Consider the following 16,349-nt stretch of genomic DNA (forward strand, 5'->3'; position numbering starts at 1 on the left):
CCTTAAGCTGGAACCGTGCACGGTGAATACAAGGTCCCAGGGGGAAAGCTGGTCGTCGTCGACCTCGATGTCGAAGACGACCGGATCGCGCGTTTCCGCCTCGCCGGCGACTTCTTCCTCGAGCCCGACACGGCGCTCGACGACATCAACGCCGCCGTGAACGGCCTGGCGGTCGAGTCGGATGCGACGGTCATCGCCGCCGCGGTGCGCGAGGCGCTCCCGGACGGCGCGCAGCTCCTCGGCTTCACGCCCGAGGCCGTCGGCACCGCCGTGCGCCGTGCGCTGGTGACCGCGCCGGGCTGGCGCGACTTCGACTGGGAGATCGTGCACGACAAGGCGGTCTCGCCGCGGATGAACCTCGCCCTCGACGAGGTGCTCACCTCGCGCGTCGGCGAAGGGCGTCGCCGGCCGACGCTGCGCATCTGGGAGTGGGACGAATCGGCCGTCGTGATCGGCTCGTTCCAGTCGTACCGCAACGAGGTCGACCCCGAGGGGGCGGCACGGCACGGTTTCGACGTCGTGCGCCGCATCTCCGGCGGTGGAGCGATGCTCATGGCAGCGGGGCAGATCATTACGTACTCGCTGTACGTTCCGGCATCCCTCGTCGCGGGCATGACGTTCGCCGACTCGTACGCGTTCCTCGACGACTGGGTGCTGCAGGCGCTGCGGTCGCTCGGGATCGATGCGGTGTACCAGCCGCTCAACGACATCGCGAGCCCGACCGGCAAGATCGGCGGCGCCGCGCAGAAGCGCCTCGCCAACGGCGGCGTGCTGCACCACGCCACGCTCTCGTACGACATCGACGGCCAGACCATGACCGAGGTGCTGCGCATCGGCCGAGAGAAGCTGAGCGACAAGGGCACCACCTCGGCGGCGAAGCGCGTCGACCCGCTGCGCAGCCAGACCGGACTGACGCGCGCCGAGATCATCGAGCGCTTCAAGGACACCTTCCGCTCGCTGACGGATGCCGAGACGGGCACGATCGCCCCGGAGGAGTACGCCGCAGCCGAAGACCTGGTGGAGTCGAAGTTCGCCACCGAGGCGTGGCTGCATCGGGTACCGTGACCGGCGCCGTCACGATCATCGAGGGCGACAACCTCGCCGTCGCGGCGACTCTGCCCACGGCATCCTTCACGCTGGTCTATCTCGACCCGCCGTTCAACACCGGTCGCGCGCAGGAGCGGCAGGTGGTCACCGCTCGGCGCACGTTCACAACTCAGCAAGAATCCGCCGAACCGGGCGTTGAAGGCGCCCTTTCGGCAGAACTCGCGACGAATGGACTGAATACTGCACAGCCGGCCGCCGCGACCGAGGTCCGCCACGGATTCCACGGCCACGCCTACGAGCGGGTCCGCGGCATGCTGCGCACCTATGACGACAGCTTCGACGACTACGGCACGTTCCTGATGCCGCGGCTCGAGGAGGCATGGCGGCTCCTCGCCGACGACGGCACCCTCTACCTGCACCTCGACTACCGCGAGGCGCACTACGCGAAGGTGATGCTCGACGCGGTCTTCGGGCGCGACTGCTTCCTCAACGAGCTGATCTGGGCGTACGACTACGGGGCGAAGTCTCGCCGTCGCTGGCCCACGAAGCACGACACGATCCTCGTCTACGTGAAGAACCCCCGGGAGTACGTCTTCAACTCCGAGGACGTCGACCGCGAGCCCTACATGGCGCCGGGGCTCGTCACGGCCGAGAAGGCGGCGCGGGGCAAGCTCCCCACCGACGTCTGGTGGCACACGATCGTGCCGACGACCGGTCGGGAGAAGACCGGATATCCGACGCAGAAGCCCGAGGGGATCCTCCGCCGCATCGTGACTGCGTCAAGCCGTCCCGGCGACCGCGTGCTCGACCTCTTCGCCGGCAGCGGCACGACAGGGGCGGTCGCCTCGGCGCTCGGCCGCGATGCCGTGCTCGTCGACGACAACCCCGAAGCCGTCCGCGTGATGACCGAGCGGATGCCGCATGCCGAGGTCTCGCGCCCGTCGGAGTAGCCGCCGCCACCGGCATCCATCGGTCGATTTCACGGTTGCAGGTCGAAACGGGCGGTTTCGACCTGCAACTGTGAAACGAACCTGCAGATGCAGCCGCCCCGGCGTCAGGACGGGCGCAGCAGCACGAGGAACTGCTCGATCTCGGCAGCCATGTCGAGCGTCGGGTCGAGCATCCACGCGGACTGGAGGCCGTCGGCGAGGGCGTGCATGGTGCGCACGATCCACGCCGGATCGAGGTCGTCGCGCAGAAGCCCCGCCTGCTGATCCGCGGCAACCTGGGCGAGCGTGAAGCTCTCGACCCGCGCCGTGCGCTCGCGGAAGTAGGCATGCGCCGGATGCTCGGGGTCGCCCGCCTCCGCCGCGAGCTGCGCGTACAGCTGCACGAGTCCGGGGACCGAGGCGTTGTGCCGGGTCACGGCGAGGAAGGCGGCGATCACGTCTTCGCCGGCGTACTCCTGCTCGTCGCGGTCGTCGCGCGCCTGGAGGATCGCGACGAAGAGCTCTTCCTTCGTGCCGAAGTAGTGCAGCAGGCCGGCGGGGCTGAGGCCGGCGGCATCCGCGATCTCCCGCACCGATGCCTTGCGGTAGCCGTGCTCGGCGACGACGGAGAGCGCGGCTTCGAGGATCTCCTCGCGCTTGGCGACGCCCTTCGCGTATGCCCCTCGAGTCGCCATGGATCCAGGGTAACCGTCACGGCGATGTCTTTCTCACGACTCGGTCACGAATACCGAACAACGTTCGTGAATCACTTGCGCTCGCCACCGCTCGTCTGTCACGATGTCCGATGAATACCGAATGACGTTTGGTATTCATTCCGAATCCGCTCAACGAGGAGCCGACATGTCCGTGTCCCCGCTCGACCCCGCCACCGATCTCGCCCCGACCGGGACGATCCGATCCGCACCGCCCGCGCCGGGCGAACCCGCTGCCAGTCCACCCGCGAACAGGCGCCTGCTGCCCAGCCTGCTGATCGCCTCGCTCACCCTGTTCGCCACCTACGGCGGACTCATCGCGATCCTGCTGCCGAGTCAGGTGCTGCTGATCGACGAGGCCAACAAGGTCGCCAACCTCGGCCTGGTCACCACGATCTCGTTCGTCTTCACCCTCTTCGCGCAGCCGATCGTCGGCGCGCTCAGCGACCGCACCCGGTCGCGCTTCGGCCGCCGGGTGCCGTGGATGGTGATCGGCGCGATCGTCGGCGGCATCTTCCTCTTCGGGCTCGGCTCGCTCAGCGACATCCTCTGGATCACGGTGTTCTGGGTCGTGATCCAGGTCGCCCTCAACTTCTTCCAGGCGCCGCTCACCGCCATCACCGCCGACCGTTTCCCCCGGGCGAAGCGCGGCGGCGCGAGCGCGATGATCGGGCTCGGCACCCAGCTCGGGATGACCGTCGGGATCATGCTCGCCGGTGCCTTCGCCGCGCAGATCGGCATCGGGTACTCGGTGTTCGGCGGTGCGGTCATCGTCGCGGCGCTGCTGTTCGCCCTCGTCAACCGGGACTGGTCCTCGAAGGATGCCGCGGTCGACGCGTTCCGCTGGGGCGCGTTCTTCAAGGGCTTCTGGATCGACCCGCGGCGCCACCCCGATTTCGCGTGGGCCTTCGCCGCCCGCTTCCTGCTGATCCTCGGCTACTTCGTCGTCACGTCGTACCAGCTGTACATGCTCACCGACTACATCGGCCTGCCGCTCGCCGACGCGCAGGGGGCCGTCGTCACGCTGACGCTCGTCGCCTTCGTCCCCACGCTCATCGCGATCGCGCTGTCGGGCTGGTGGAGCGACAAGGTGGGGCGCCGCAAGGTGTTCATCTACGCGGCATCCGTCGTGATGGTCGCAGGTCTTGCGATGCCCCTGCTGCAGCCGAACATGACCGGCATGATCCTGATGAGCATCATCAACGGCATCGGCTTCGGACTGTACATGTCGGTGGATGCCGCGCTGATGACCGAGGTGCTGCCGAACGAAGGCGTCTCGGCGGGCAAGGACCTCGGCATCCTCAACGTCGCGACGAACGTGCCGCAGGCCCTGAGCCCGGCGATCGGCGGAGTGATCATCACAGCGCTCGGCGGATACGCGACGCTCTTCGTGTTCGCGATCGTCTTCGTCATCCTCGCGGCGATCGCCACCGCGCCGATCAAGGGAGTCCGCTGATGCTCAGCAACGAACAGGAGAATGCTGTGATGACCGACACCGACACCGACACCGAGTTCGTCGAGGTGACCACCGCCGCAGGGCGCGTGCGAGGTCGCTGGCGTCCGACCACGGGCGGGCGGAGGAATCCGCGGTCCGCTGCATTCCTCGGCATCCCGTTCGCCGAACCGCCGGTGGGCGCGCGGCGATTCCAGGCGCCGGTGCCGAAGGCGCCCTGGGCCGGGGTGCGCGACGCCCTGGTCTTCGCGCCGACCGCACAGCGCGGGGACCCCGGAGTCACTCTGATCCCCGAGCCGAGCGTCGAGGGCGAGGCCACGCTGAACGTCAACGTCTTCACGCCCGCCCTTCGACGAGCTCAGGGACCCAGTGGGGCGGAGGAGGCGGGTGCCGGCCTGCCGGTGCTGGTCTGGATCCACGGCGGCGGGTACTTCGCTGGCTCGCCGGCCAGCCCCTGGTACGACGGTCGCAACTTCAACCGCGATGGCGTCGTCACGGTGTCGATCTCGTACCGGCTCGGATTCGACGGCTTCGGCTGGATCGAGGATGCTCCGTCGAACCGCGGCGTGCGTGACTGGCTGCTGGCGCTCGAGTGGGTGCAGCAGAACATCGCGGCGTTCGGCGGCGACCCGTCACGCGTGACGATCGCCGGGCAGTCCGCGGGCGGCGGCGCGGTACTGACGCTGCTCGGGATGGAGAAGGCGCAGCATCTGTTCCACGGCGTCTACGCCCTCTCCGGCGCCCTCGCCGACGTCGCGCCGCAGCGGGCGGAGGCCTTCGGCCGCGGCCTTGCGGCGGCGGGCGGTGTCGAGCCGACCGTCGCCGGGTTCTCGGCGCTCAGTGAGGATCGCATCCTGGAGCTGCAGAAGAAGGCGACCCGGATGGGGCCGAACTCACTCGGGACGATCGTCGACGAGGGGCTGCCGCTCGGGCCGACGATCGACGGCGACCTGCTGCCGCGCTCGACGCGGGAGTCGCTGCGTGCGGGCGTCGGCGCCGACAAGCCGCTCGTCCTCGGGGCGACCGACGACGAGTTCACGATGGCGTTCACGGGTGCAGCGGAGCGTGCGTTGCGCTGGGTGCCGCAGAACTTCCTGCTCGCCAGGCTCGGCCTTCCGAAGAGCGCGCGGCACGCGTATCTCGCCGCGAACGCCGATGTCGCGGGACAGGGCAAGGCGCGCCTCGCGGGGCGGCTGCTCACCGACCGGATGTTCCGCACCGCGCTGCTGAACGTGGTGGAGGATCGGGGGTCGGCCCCGACCTGGCTGTACCGCTTCGCGTGGCCGTCCGGACATTTCGGCTTCGCCGAGCACTGCCTCGACGTGCCGTTCTTCTTCGACTGCCTCGACGGCCCCTCGATGGAACCGCTCGCCGGCCCGAACCCGCCGCAGGGTCTTGCCGATGAGCTGCATGGCGCCGCGGTCGCGTTCATCACCGGGGGAGACCCGGGCTGGCCACGGCACGAAGGGGCGGGAGGCATCGCGCGGGTGTACGACACCCCGACGCGTGACGTCGCCGACGCCTACGCCTCGGTGCGCCCGCTGCGGGGTGCGGCGTCGTGACCGCGGTCGAGACGGCCGGGATCCGCACCCGGCCGGTGAAGGTCGTGCGTCCGCGACGGATGCTGTGGATCGCCCTCGGGCTTCTCGTCGTGTTCGTCGCGCTGGCTCTCGGCGTGCTCGCCGCGCCGGATGCGCCGTGGTCGCAGGCGCTCGATGACGGCTGGAGACGGTTCGCCGGTGTGGGGCCGGAGTCCTGGCTCCCCGGCTTCGCGCTGGCGCAGCTGTTCCAGCACCTCGGCCAGCTCCCCGGAGTCGTGCTGATGATGCTCCTGCTCCCGCTGGTGCTCGTGCTCCTCGGGCGGTGGCGTTCGGCGCTCTTCGTGATCGCCGTGCAGCTGGCCGGGCCGGGGCTCCTGGCGCAGCTCACGAAGAACCTCGTCGACAGGCCGCGCCCGACCGAGGACACCGTGGCGGGCCTGTTCGGACCGCTCGTCCAGGTCGACCACGGCTCGTTCCCGTCCGGGCACTCGGTGAGTATGGCCGCGATCATCATCACGGTGCTCGCCCTCATCCCGGCATCCGCCGTGTGGGCGCGACGCATCTGGATCGCGATCGGCGTGCTGCTGGCCGTCGGAATGGTGTGGCAGCGCACACTGATCAACGCGCACTGGTTCACCGACACCTGCGCGGGACTGATCGGCGGGGCGGCGGTCGCCGTGCTGCTGTGGTGGGCGTTCCTCCCGTGGCTGCGGCGCGATCACGACCGCCGGGTGTGGTTCCTGCGGAAGGCGCAGGCCGCTCAGCCCACGCGATAGGCCCGGTAGAGCACGGTGCTCGCCTGCCGCTGGGCCACCGCGAGGAACAGGCTCCGCGGAAGATGTGCGAGCGACTCCGCGGCAGTCTCCACGGCGACGGTCGTGCGGAAGCAGTAGCTGCGCGGGTCGACGTCCTCACCGCGTCCCAGCCGCTCCAGCACCTCGGGCGACCCCGTGCGCAGGCCCTTCGCGTGCAGCAGCAGCATGTCGCCGGATGCCGTGCGCGCGGAGTAGCGGCCGTCGATCTCGATCGTGCCGTCGGGGCGGACCACCTGCCAGTCCGCCCCGCCGGGCAGGATGTCCGCCTCGACGGCGCCCGTGATGCGTCCCCCCAGGATCGGCACGACACGGCGGTGGCCGGCGCTGGTGACACCATGATCTTCGAGCGGCCCCAGATCGACGGTCACGTCGAATGCGACGTCCAGCGTCGGCGGGGGCAGCAGGTCGTGCGGCGTCATCGGATCTCCTTCGGGTCGGCCGAGGCCGGGACGTCGGCGGCTCCCAGCGCGGCGCAGAGCTTCTCGAGCACGGGCAGCGCTCGACCGAGGGCCACGCGATCCTCGTCGTCGAGGGTCGCCGTCGCCCGGGTGACGAGGGCCGCGTTCGCCGCATCGAATCGGTCGAACAGGTCCAGCGCCGTCGCCGAGGCGCGGACGGTGACGCGTCGGCCGTCGGAGGGGTCCGGTGCACGTTCGACCAGTCCCTCGGCCTCCATGGTGCCGAGCAGGTTGCTCACGGTGGGGCGGCTCAGGCGCAGGCGGGCGGCGATCTCTGCCGAGCCTCGGGATGTGCCGCGCGGGAGGGCGCGGATCACGTCGATCTGCGCGTCGCTCAGTTCGGGGAGCGCAGCCTCGGCTCGTGTGGCAGCGAGAAGCGCGCGGCGGAGCGGTGAGATGACGGCGGCGAGCCGCGCGGCGTCGAACCCGGTCATCGCGAAGCCTCCGCCTGAGGGGTGAGCGATGCGCGTTCGTTCAGGACCGACGGGAGGAAGCCCGCTGCCGCCTTGTAGTCGGCCGCGATCTTCTCGCGCTCGGCGAGCGGGATCACCTCGTCGATGTCGGTGAAGCCCTGTGGGGCGCGTTCGGCGGCGAGCTGCATGACTCGCTCGGGACCGGTCGCCCGGGTACCGGCGAGCAGGGCCGTCATCGCCGGTCGCCGGGCCTGCTCGTAGCGGGCGAGCCCTTCCTCGGCGGTTCCCGCGGTCGCGAGGTGGAAAGCGAGCGTGCGCGCATCGAGGATCGCCTGCGACCCCCCGTTCGAGCCGTTCGGGTACATCGCGTGCGCGGCGTCGCCGAGCAGGGTGGTGCGCCCGAACGTCCACTGCGCCAGGGCGTCCCGATCCACCATCGGGTACTCGAGGATCTCGTCGGCCGCGGCGATGGCGGCGGGCACATCGAGCCAGTCGAAGCGCCAGTCTCGGAAGAGCTCCGCGATCGGTCCGGGATCGACGGAGCGGTTCCAGTCCGCGTCTCCCGTGCCGCCCACCCGGCGCTCGGCGATGAAGTTCACCAGCATCCGTCCATCCTGATCCGGTTCCGAGAGCGGGTAGGCGACGAACTTCTGCTCGCCGTCTCCCGCCATGATCATGGTGCGTCCGTCGAGGAACGTCGGGATCCGACTCACGCCCCGCCACAGCGTCAGGCCGCTCCAGGGCGGCGAACCTTCGGCGGGATAGCGCAGGGCGCGCAGCGCGGAATGGATGCCGTCGGCGCCGACGATCACGTCGCCCGTCGCCTCGACCTCGCCGTCCTCCGTGGCGAAGCGGGCGGTCTCGGTGCCGTCGGGGTTCGCGGTGACGCCGACGAGGCGATGACCGAGGCGGATCGGCTCGGCGAGGCGGGCTTCGGCGAGATCGCCCAGCGCCAGCTGCAGGCGTCCGCGATGCACGGAGAGCTGCGGCCAGCTGTACCCGGCGGCGATGCCTCGGGGTTCGCTCCAGATGCGCTGTCCGTGCCGATTGAAGTAGCTGAGGCTCGTCGGGGCGACGCCGAGGGCGGCGATGGTCTCGGCCACGCCGAGTTCGGTCAGCTCGCGCAGTGCGTGCGGGAGCAGGTTGATCCCGACGCCGAGTCCGCGGATCGCGGTGCTGCGCTCGTAGACGGCGACGTCCCGCAGGCCCGCCTCGTGAAGGCTGACTGCGGCGGCGAGGCCGCCGATGCCCGCGCCGACGATGATGATCTTCATCGATCTCTCCTGATCTCTGCTCGTCGTGAGCAGCGATTATAGTTTTGTCACAAAACTATACGGAGCGCAAGAGGATGTTCAGTCGTGCTCGGCGGCGCGCTCCGCCGATTCGAGGATCACGTCGACGCCGAGCAGGAACAGCTCGCGGTCCTTCAGCTCGGAGAGCAGGATGCCGTTCTCGGCGATGTGCGGGAACTCCCGGGGGTCGGCCAGAAGGGGAGAGTCGATCCAGGGGGTGTCGGCGTTCTCGTCGGCATGGCCGGCGCGCGCTCGCGCGATGCCTGCCGCAGCGGAGAGGACATACGAGGCGAGCAGCGCGTAATGGCGGACCAGCGCCTCACCGCGCAGGCCCGCGCGATGGAACGCCTCGAGCATGAGCTCGATGGCCGCGAGCTCGCCGGGGCCGTGGGTCGTCAGCGACGTCGCCTCCGCCCCGATGGCCGGGTAGCGCGTGAAGGCGCCGAGCGTCGTCTCGCTGAGCTGACGGAGGCGGCCGCGCCAGTCCTCGACCGGGATCGAGACGGATGCCGTGGCCTGCACGGTGAGTTCGTCGAGGAGGGCGCTCATCAGCGCATCCTTGCTCGCGAAGTGGCGATAGATCGCGGTCGGATCCGCGCCCAGCCGGTTGCCGAGCTCGCGCACCGAGATCGTGGCCGCACCCGACTCGGCGAGCTCCAAGCCCGTGTCGATGATCAGCTGCCGGTCGAGTCGTACCCGCGTGGTCGCCTTGTCGTTCGTCATCGTCTCTCCGGTCCCGTCCGAGTCCATCGTGTCACGTCGATCGGCACGACTTCGCTCGAATTCGTCCACGCCGATGTCAACACTGTTGACAGCATAGCCGTCGGCGTTCTACCGTGGGGCGATCCAGCAGCTTCGATGGCGAAGCACGACGAGAAGAGACGAACGATGGCCGACGAGCTCATCTTCCATGGCGGTCCCGTGTTCACCGGTGCCGGGGCGCCCCTCGAGCAGCACGCCGTGGTCGTGCGCGACGGTCGCATCGTCGCCGTGGTCCCCGAGACGTCGGTCGCCCTGCCGGCCTTCGCCGACGCGGAGCGCGTCGACCTCGGTGGCGCGCTCCTCAGCCCCGGATTCCAGGACGCGCACATCCACCCGGTCGGGGGCGGCATCGAACTGCTCCAGTGCAACCTCACGGAGGCGGAGGATGCCGCGCAGACCGCCGAGCTCATCCGGGCGTACGCCGAGGCGAACCCCGAAGAGGAGTGGATCCTCGGCGGCGGGTGGGGGATGGACCACTTCCCCGGCGGCAATCCGCCGCGCGGCATCCTCGACGAGGCGGCGGGCGGGCGCCCCGTGCTGCTGCAGAGCCGCGACCACCACAGCACCTGGGCGAGCACGGCCGCCATCGAACGCGCCGGGATCACCGCGGACACCCCGGATCCGGACGACGGACGCATCGTGCGCGAGCCGGACGGATACCCGGCCGGCACCTTCCACGAGGGGGCGGGGGACCTCTTCGCCGCTGTGCGTCCTGCGACCTCGGACGACCTCGCCTACCAGGGGCTGCTTCGCGCGCAGGACGAGCTCATCGCGCTCGGCATCACGGGCTGGCAGGACGCCATGGTGGGAGCGGACTCCGGCGGGATCGCCGATCCGCTCGCCGCGTACGAGCGTGCCGCCGCCGACGGACGGCTGCTCGTGCACGTCGTGGGTGCGCAGTGGTGGAGGCGCGATGGCGGGATCGACCAGGTGGAGCGGATGGCGGAGCGGCGTGAGCGCGCCGCCGCAGCCCACCCCGATCGACGTATCGACCTCGGCACCACCAAGATCATGGTCGACGGGGTCGCCGAGAACCAGACCGCGGCGATGCTCACGCCCTACCGCGACGATGCCGGCCACGACACGTGCAACCACGGTCTGAGCTTCATCGAGCCGGAAAGGCTGCGCGAGTACGTGACCGCGCTCGACGCCTCGGGTCAGCAGGTGCACATGCACGCACTGGGCGACCGCGCCGTGCGCGAGGCGCTCGATGCGTTGCAGGTCGCACACGACGCCAACGGCGACACCGACGGCCGCCACCACCTCGCGCACCTGCAGGTCGTCGCCGCCGATGACGTGCCGCGGTTCGCGGAGTTGGGTGCCGTCGCCAACATCCAGGCGCTGTGGGCCACTCACGAGGACCAGCTCGATGAGCTCACGCTGCCGTTCCTGCAGGAGGGGCAGGTCGATCGGCAGTACCCGTTCGGCGACCTGGCGCGCGACGGTGTGCGCTTCGCCGCCGGCAGTGACTGGCCGGTGTCCACGGCGGACCCCCTCGCGGCGATCCACGTCGCCGTGAACCGCGCCTACCCGGGATCCGAGCATCCGCCTCTCGGTGGCGAGCACCAGCGTCTCGACCTCGAGACGGCGCTGGCCGCGTACACCTCCGGCAGCGCCTACGTGAATCGACGCGACGACGACACCGGCAGCATCCGCGAGGGCTGTCTCGCCAACCTCGTCGTCATCTCCCCTGATCCTTTCCGCATCCCCGCCGATGATCTGCACCTCACCCGGGTCACCTCGACCTGGATCGAAGGGCGCCGCGTCTACACCGCACCGGAGCCCGCTGCATCCGAACCTGTTGCACCCGAACGCACCGCATCCGCCGACGATCGCCAGGAGTCCTGATGAACCGCACTCTCCGCTCCCGTTCCTCCGTACGCTCCACCCGCCGCACGGGCGCCGGTGTGCTCGCCGGTATCCTCGCCGTCGCGGCGCTCGCCGGCTGCGCCCCGGCGGGCACGGCCGACTCCGGCGCCGACGACCCCATCGACTGGGAACTGACCGAGACCACGGCCGAGCCCTCGGGGGACATCGACTCGTTCACGTTCGCGAGCTACGCCGAGCCGAACTCACTCGACTACGCCTACGCGTTCGACTACGCCGACAACTCCGTGCTGGCCAACGTCTGCGAGTCGCTGCTGCGCCTCAACCCGGACTTCTCCCTCAGCCCGGGTCTCGCCGAATCGTTCGAGCATCCGACCCCCGACACCTGGGTGTACACGATCCGCGAGGGCGTGACGTTCCACGACGGCACGCCGCTCACCGCGGCCGACGCGGTCGCCTCGATGAGCAGGCACCTCGACCCCGAGGTGGGATCGTTCTGGTTCTCGGTGTACCAGAACGTCGCATCGATCGAGCAGACCGGCGACCGCCAGGTGACCGTCACCATGAACGGACCCGACTCGCAGTTCAACCTCGGCATGGGCGGCGCCGCCGGTGTCATCGAGTCGGCCGCGACGCTCGCCGACAAGGGGGCCGACTACGGCAACTCCACCGGCGGGGTGAACTGCACCGGCCCGTTCGAGCTGGCCGCCTGGGAGTCGGGCGAGTCGATCACGCTGACCCGCTTCGACGACTACTGGGACGACGAGCTCAAGGCACGGTCCGGCGAGGTCGAATTCGTGTTCATGACGGATCCCACGGCGCGGATCAACGCGCTGAAGTCCGGCAGCGTCGACGGCTCCTGGATGCTGCCGATGGAGGCCGTCCCCGCTCTGCAGTCCTCGGGCAAGGGCGACGTGGTCTTCGGGTTGAACACGGCCGTCGGCAACCTCGTGGTCAGCGACCTCGAAGGCCCGCTCGGCGACCTCCGGGTGCGCAAGGCGCTGCTGCTCGCGCTGGATCGCGACGGCATCCTGCAGGCCGCCTACCGCGGCGTGGGGGAGACCACCGACGTGATGACGACGGAATCGGTCTGGCAGGAGGCGTCGGATGCCGGGCGCGGCGCGGCCTTCGACGATGTCAGCCATTACGACCAGAACGTCGAGGAGGCGAAGAAGCTGATCGCCGAAGCCGGAGCCGAGGGAGCCGAGCTGACCTACGTGACCGCGCCCATCAGCAACGACTTCGCCGTCATCTCGCAGGCGACCGTCGCCGCTGCGCAGTCGATCGGCCTGAAGGTGAACGTCGAGACCGTGACCCCCAACGCGTACACGGCCCTGTTCTCGGACCCGAGTGCCCGTGAGGGCGTCGATCTGTTCTACACCAGCTGGTATCTCTCCAGCCCGGACGCGCTCGAGATGTACTCCGTGCTCCGCACCGGCGACTTCAGCAACTACGGCGGCTGGTCGAACCCTGAGTTCGATGCGGTCGTGGCCGAGGCCACCGCGATCGACGACCCGGCGGCGCGCAGCGAGGTGACCGCGAAGGCGCAGCAGATCGCGAACGCCGAGCTGCCGTGGCTGCCCCTGTACCAGGCGCCGGTCTCGCTGTACCTCGGCGAGCGCATCACCGGTGTCCAGCCCTCTGTGGCCTTCATGTACTACCCGTGGGCCGCCACGATCGGCGCTCGATGAGCAGCGCGCGACGCGTCGCAGGGAAGCTCGGCGGGCTGCTGCTGACGCTCTTCCTGGCGTCGCTGCTCGTCTTCTTCTCGCGGTTCCTGGTGCCGGGCGACCCGGTGAGCTTCCTGCTGCGCGGCCGCAAGCCGAGCGACGAGGCGGTGGCCGCGGTCACGGCGCAGTACGGTCTGGATCTTCCGCCGTGGGAGCAGTACCTCCGCTGGATCGTCGGCGTGCTGCAGGGGGACTTCGGCCGTTCGCTGCAGTACCGGCAGGATGTCACCCAGGTGATCGGCGATCGGCTGCCGGCGACCCTGATGCTCGTCGCCATGGCCGGCGCGATCGTGCTCATCGCCGGGGTCGTGCTCGGCGCTGCCGCGGCGCTCAACCGGGGGAAGGCGGTCGATCGGTTCATCCTCATCGGACTCACCGTGCTGGGTGCCATCCCGTCCTTCGTCGGCGCGATCGTGCTCATCGCCGTGTTCTCCATCCAGCTCGGCTGGTTCCCCTCCTTCGGCTCCGGCGACGGGTTCTTCGACATGCTCTACCACCTGACCCTGCCCTCGCTCGCGTTGGCGCTCGTCTTCATCGTGCTGGTCGGGAAGGTGACCCGGTCGGCCATGGTCGATCAGCTGGGCCGTGAGCACGTCGAGGTCTCCACGAGTCGCGGCGTGCGCCGATCGACGGTCATCCGTCGTCACGTCCTGCGCAACGCGCTGGGTCCCATCCTCACCGTGAGCGGGGTGCTCGTGGCCGGGCTCATCGTCGCGAGCTCCATCGTCGAGGCGGCGTTCGGCCTCTCCGGCATCGGCTCGCTCCTGGTGCAGTCGGTCGACCGGCTGGACTTCCCGGTCGTGCAGGCCATCGTCCTCCTGGTGGTGCTCGCCTTCGTGGTGATGAACGCCCTGGTCGACATCTTCGAACCCTGGATCGATCCGCGCTCCGCAGCGGGAGCAGGTGCCCGATGACCTCTTCGACCCCCACCCTCGCGATCCGGCTGCTGCGCTCGCCGCGCCGGAAGCGGCCGCGATTCCTCTTCCTCGCGGCGATCGTCGTGCTCGCCGTCGTCACACTCGCCGCGATCTTCGCGCCGTTCGTCGCCCCGTACGATCCGGATGCCGTGGACTTCCTGTCCTTCCTGGCCCCACCGTCCGCCGCGCACTGGCTCGGCACCGACTCTCTCGGCCGGGATCTGTTCAGCCGCCTCATCTACGGCGGACGCACCGCCCTCATCGGACCGCTCCTGGTCGTCGTCTTCTCGACCGTGATCGGCATCCTGCTCGGGCTCTGGGCCGGCTGGCGCGGTGGCTGGATCGACGCCGCCCTGAGCCGGGTGTTCGACGTGCTCTTCGCCTTCCCGTCGCTCCTGATCGCGATCATGGCCGTCGCCCTGTTCGGGAAGGGACTGGTCGCACCGGTGATCGCGATGAGCATCGCCTACGCGCCGTTCGTGGCCCGACTCACCCGGTCGCTGGTGGCGGCCGAGCGCACGCGTCCCTACGTCTCGGCCTACCGGGTGCAGGGATTCGGGGGTGCGTGGATCGCGCTGCGCCGCGTGCTGCCGAACGTGACGCCGATCGTCGGCGCGCAATCCACTCTCAACTTCGGATACGTGCTCGCCGAGCTCGCCGGTCTCTCGTTCCTCGGCCTCGGCGTGCAGGCGCCGACGGCCGACTGGGGCGCGATGATCAACGAGGCGCAGTCGGGCGTGGCCGCGGGGCAGTTTCTGCCGGCCATCGCACCGGCCGTGGCGGTCGTGCTCGTCGTCGTCGCCGTGAACATCATCGGCGAGGAGCTGTCCGACCGCATCGGAGGAGGAACCCCCGCATGAGCACTCTGCTGGACATCCAGGACCTGACACTCGATCTCCCGGACGGCGACAGGCTGCTGCACGGCATCAGCCTGCAGGTCGCGGCCGGCGAGACCGTGGGGCTCGTCGGCGAGTCGGGGTCGGGCAAGTCCCTCACCGCGCGCGCGGTGCTCGGACTCCTCCCCGATCGGTCGGTCGTCGGCGGCAACATCGCCGTGAACGGGCGCTCGCCGCTCGCCGGCGCCGCCGCGCGTCAGGAGATCCGTCGTCATGAGTCGGCCATGGTCTTCCAGGACCCGCGCGCCGGAGTGAACCCGATGCGCACGGTCGGCGACCACGTGACCGAGGCGCTGCGTCTGTGCGAGGGATGGTCGAGGGAAGCCGCGCACGCCAGAGCCCTGGAGCTGCTCACCGCGGTCGGGCTCCCCGCTCCGGAAGACCATCTCCGGCAGCATCCGCACGAACTCTCCGGCGGCATGCTGCAGCGCGTGATGATCGCCGGTGCCCTGAGTGCATCGCCGGGCCTGCTCGTGTGCGATGAGCCGACCACCGCGCTCGACGTCACGACCCAGGCCGAGATCGTGCGGGTACTGCGAGAGCTGTGCGCGCAGAACGGGATGGGGATGCTGTTCATCACCCACGACCTGAATCTCGCGGGCTCGCTGTGCGACCGACTCGTCGTCATGAAGGACGGCGCGGTGATCGAGGAAGGGCCGGCGACCGCGGTGCTCTCGGCCCCCGCGGCCGACTACACGCGGCGGCTGGTGGCGGCGACCCCGCGCATCTCCGGGGCGATCACCGCACCCTCGCCGGCGACCGGCACCGACGCTCAGCTCGTGGTGTCGGGCGTGGGCAAGACCTACCGCCGACGCGGGAAGGAACCGGTGGTCGCCGTGGCGAACGCCGAGCTCTCGATCCCGCGCGGCGGCTCTCTCGCGGTGGTGGGGGAGTCGGGGTCGGGTAAATCGACGCTCGCCCGGATGATCGTCGGCCTCGAGGAGCCGGACGCCGGTGAGATCAGGATCGGCGGACGCTCGATGGCCGGCATCCCCCGTTCGCGGGTGGACCGCCTGAAGCGCGCGAAGAGCGTGCAGATGGTCTTCCAGGACCCGTACCTGTCGCTGGACCCGCGTATTCCGGTGGGCCGCGCGATCGAAGACGTCCTGACGCTGCACACCGGGCGCCGCGGCGCGGCGGCGCGAGACCGCGCGGTCGAACTCCTCGCCGCCGTCGGGCTGGGCGAAGAGCACGTCGCCGCCCGGCCCCGCACCCTCTCCGGAGGGCAGCGGCAGCGCGTGGCGATCGCACGGGCGCTCGCCGTGGAACCCGCGCTGCTGGTGATGGACGAGGCGACGAGCGCACTCGACGTCTCGGTGCAGGCGCAGGTGCTCGACCTCGTCGCCGGCATCCGTCGTGATCAGGGACTGACCCTGCTCTTCATCAGCCACGACCTCGCGGTCGTGCGACGCGTGTGCGCCGAGACGATCGTCATGCGCCGCGGCGAGATCGTCGAGGCGGGATCGACGGAGCAGCTCCTCGGCGACCCGCAGCACGACTACACGCGACTGCTGATCGACTCGGTTCCGGTGCCGGTGGCGTGAGCGCGGTGCCCC

Annotated in this window: 15 protein-coding genes; 10 read left to right on the forward strand and 5 right to left on the reverse strand. The window is 70.0% G+C overall.

Annotated elements, in window-relative coordinates:
• Positions 1-15: 15 nt before the first annotated feature.
• On the forward strand, positions 16-1,065 hold the full coding sequence (locus tag ABS642_RS17860; protein ID WP_350351173.1) for a biotin/lipoate A/B protein ligase family protein: 1,050 nt from the start codon (positions 16-18) through the stop codon (positions 1,063-1,065).
• Positions 1,044-1,997, forward strand: a complete 954-nt coding sequence (locus tag ABS642_RS17865) for a DNA methyltransferase (RefSeq protein WP_350351174.1) — start codon at positions 1,044-1,046, stop codon at positions 1,995-1,997. Before ABS642_RS17860 ends, ABS642_RS17865 begins: the two co-directional genes overlap by 22 nt.
• Positions 1,998-2,101: 104 nt before the next feature.
• Here the strand turns inward: ABS642_RS17865 and ABS642_RS17870 are convergent, their stop codons facing one another.
• Positions 2,102-2,671 carry a helix-turn-helix domain-containing protein gene (locus tag ABS642_RS17870; protein WP_350351175.1) on the reverse strand — a complete coding sequence of 190 codons (570 nt, stop codon included), beginning with the start codon at positions 2,669-2,671 and terminating at the stop codon, positions 2,102-2,104.
• Between the two features lie 166 nt (positions 2,672-2,837).
• Between ABS642_RS17870 and ABS642_RS17875 the strand changes: the two genes are divergently transcribed.
• Genes ABS642_RS17875 through ABS642_RS17885 form a run of 3 tightly spaced genes read left to right on the forward strand, consistent with a single transcriptional unit; the run spans position 2,838 to position 6,459 of the window.
• Entirely contained in the window at positions 2,838-4,145 is a 1,308-nt protein-coding gene (locus tag ABS642_RS17875; protein ID WP_350351176.1) for an MFS transporter, read from the forward strand.
• Between the two features lie 29 nt (positions 4,146-4,174).
• Positions 4,175-5,704, forward strand: a complete 1,530-nt coding sequence (locus tag ABS642_RS17880) for a carboxylesterase family protein (protein WP_350351177.1) — start codon at positions 4,175-4,177, stop codon at positions 5,702-5,704.
• Positions 5,701-6,459 (forward strand): phosphatase PAP2 family protein, encoded by a 759-nt coding sequence (locus tag ABS642_RS17885; protein ID WP_350351178.1) that lies wholly within the window; start codon positions 5,701-5,703, stop codon positions 6,457-6,459. The genes ABS642_RS17880 and ABS642_RS17885 overlap by 4 nt, the downstream gene beginning before the upstream one ends.
• Here ABS642_RS17885 and ABS642_RS17890 read toward each other — a convergent pair.
• The 4 genes from ABS642_RS17890 to ABS642_RS17905 form a co-directional block, all read right to left on the reverse strand.
• Entirely contained in the window at positions 6,444-6,917 is a 474-nt protein-coding gene (locus ABS642_RS17890) for a DUF3237 domain-containing protein (RefSeq protein WP_350351179.1), read from the reverse strand. The genes ABS642_RS17885 and ABS642_RS17890 overlap by 16 nt on opposite strands.
• A complete protein-coding gene (locus ABS642_RS17895; RefSeq protein WP_350351180.1) occupies positions 6,914-7,390 on the reverse strand; it encodes a MarR family winged helix-turn-helix transcriptional regulator in 477 nt (158 codons plus the stop codon). The genes ABS642_RS17890 and ABS642_RS17895 overlap by 4 nt, the downstream gene beginning before the upstream one ends.
• Entirely contained in the window at positions 7,387-8,643 is a 1,257-nt protein-coding gene (locus tag ABS642_RS17900; RefSeq protein WP_350351181.1) for a flavin-dependent oxidoreductase, read from the reverse strand. Before ABS642_RS17900 ends, ABS642_RS17895 begins: the two co-directional genes overlap by 4 nt.
• A 78-nt stretch (positions 8,644-8,721) precedes the next feature.
• On the reverse strand, positions 8,722-9,384 hold the full coding sequence (locus ABS642_RS17905; protein WP_350351182.1) for a TetR family transcriptional regulator: 663 nt from the start codon (positions 9,382-9,384) through the stop codon (positions 8,722-8,724).
• Between the two features lie 165 nt (positions 9,385-9,549).
• On the opposite strand from ABS642_RS17905, the gene ABS642_RS17910 reads away from it, so the two are divergent.
• From ABS642_RS17910 to ABS642_RS17930, 5 genes are read left to right on the forward strand one after another with little or no spacing between them, the layout of a single operon-like run.
• A complete protein-coding gene (locus ABS642_RS17910; RefSeq protein ID WP_350351183.1) occupies positions 9,550-11,271 on the forward strand; it encodes an amidohydrolase in 1,722 nt (573 codons plus the stop codon).
• Positions 11,271-12,941, forward strand: a complete 1,671-nt coding sequence (locus ABS642_RS17915; RefSeq protein WP_350351184.1) for an ABC transporter substrate-binding protein — start codon at positions 11,271-11,273, stop codon at positions 12,939-12,941. The genes ABS642_RS17910 and ABS642_RS17915 overlap by 1 nt, the downstream gene beginning before the upstream one ends.
• Positions 12,938-13,894: an ABC transporter permease gene (locus ABS642_RS17920; protein WP_350351185.1), complete on the forward strand. Its 957-nt coding sequence runs from the start codon at positions 12,938-12,940 to the stop codon at positions 13,892-13,894. Before ABS642_RS17915 ends, ABS642_RS17920 begins: the two co-directional genes overlap by 4 nt.
• Positions 13,891-14,757, forward strand: coding sequence for an ABC transporter permease (locus ABS642_RS17925; RefSeq protein WP_350351186.1), 867 nt, complete (start codon positions 13,891-13,893; stop codon positions 14,755-14,757). Before ABS642_RS17920 ends, ABS642_RS17925 begins: the two co-directional genes overlap by 4 nt.
• A complete protein-coding gene (locus tag ABS642_RS17930) occupies positions 14,754-16,337 on the forward strand; it encodes an ABC transporter ATP-binding protein (RefSeq protein ID WP_350351187.1) in 1,584 nt (527 codons plus the stop codon). Before ABS642_RS17925 ends, ABS642_RS17930 begins: the two co-directional genes overlap by 4 nt.
• Positions 16,338-16,349: the final 12 nt, after the last annotated feature.

The sequence above is a fragment of the Microbacterium sp. A8/3-1 genome (genome assembly GCF_040267695.1).
GTDB classification, from domain to species: Bacteria; Actinomycetota; Actinomycetes; order Actinomycetales; family Microbacteriaceae; genus Microbacterium; species Microbacterium luteolum.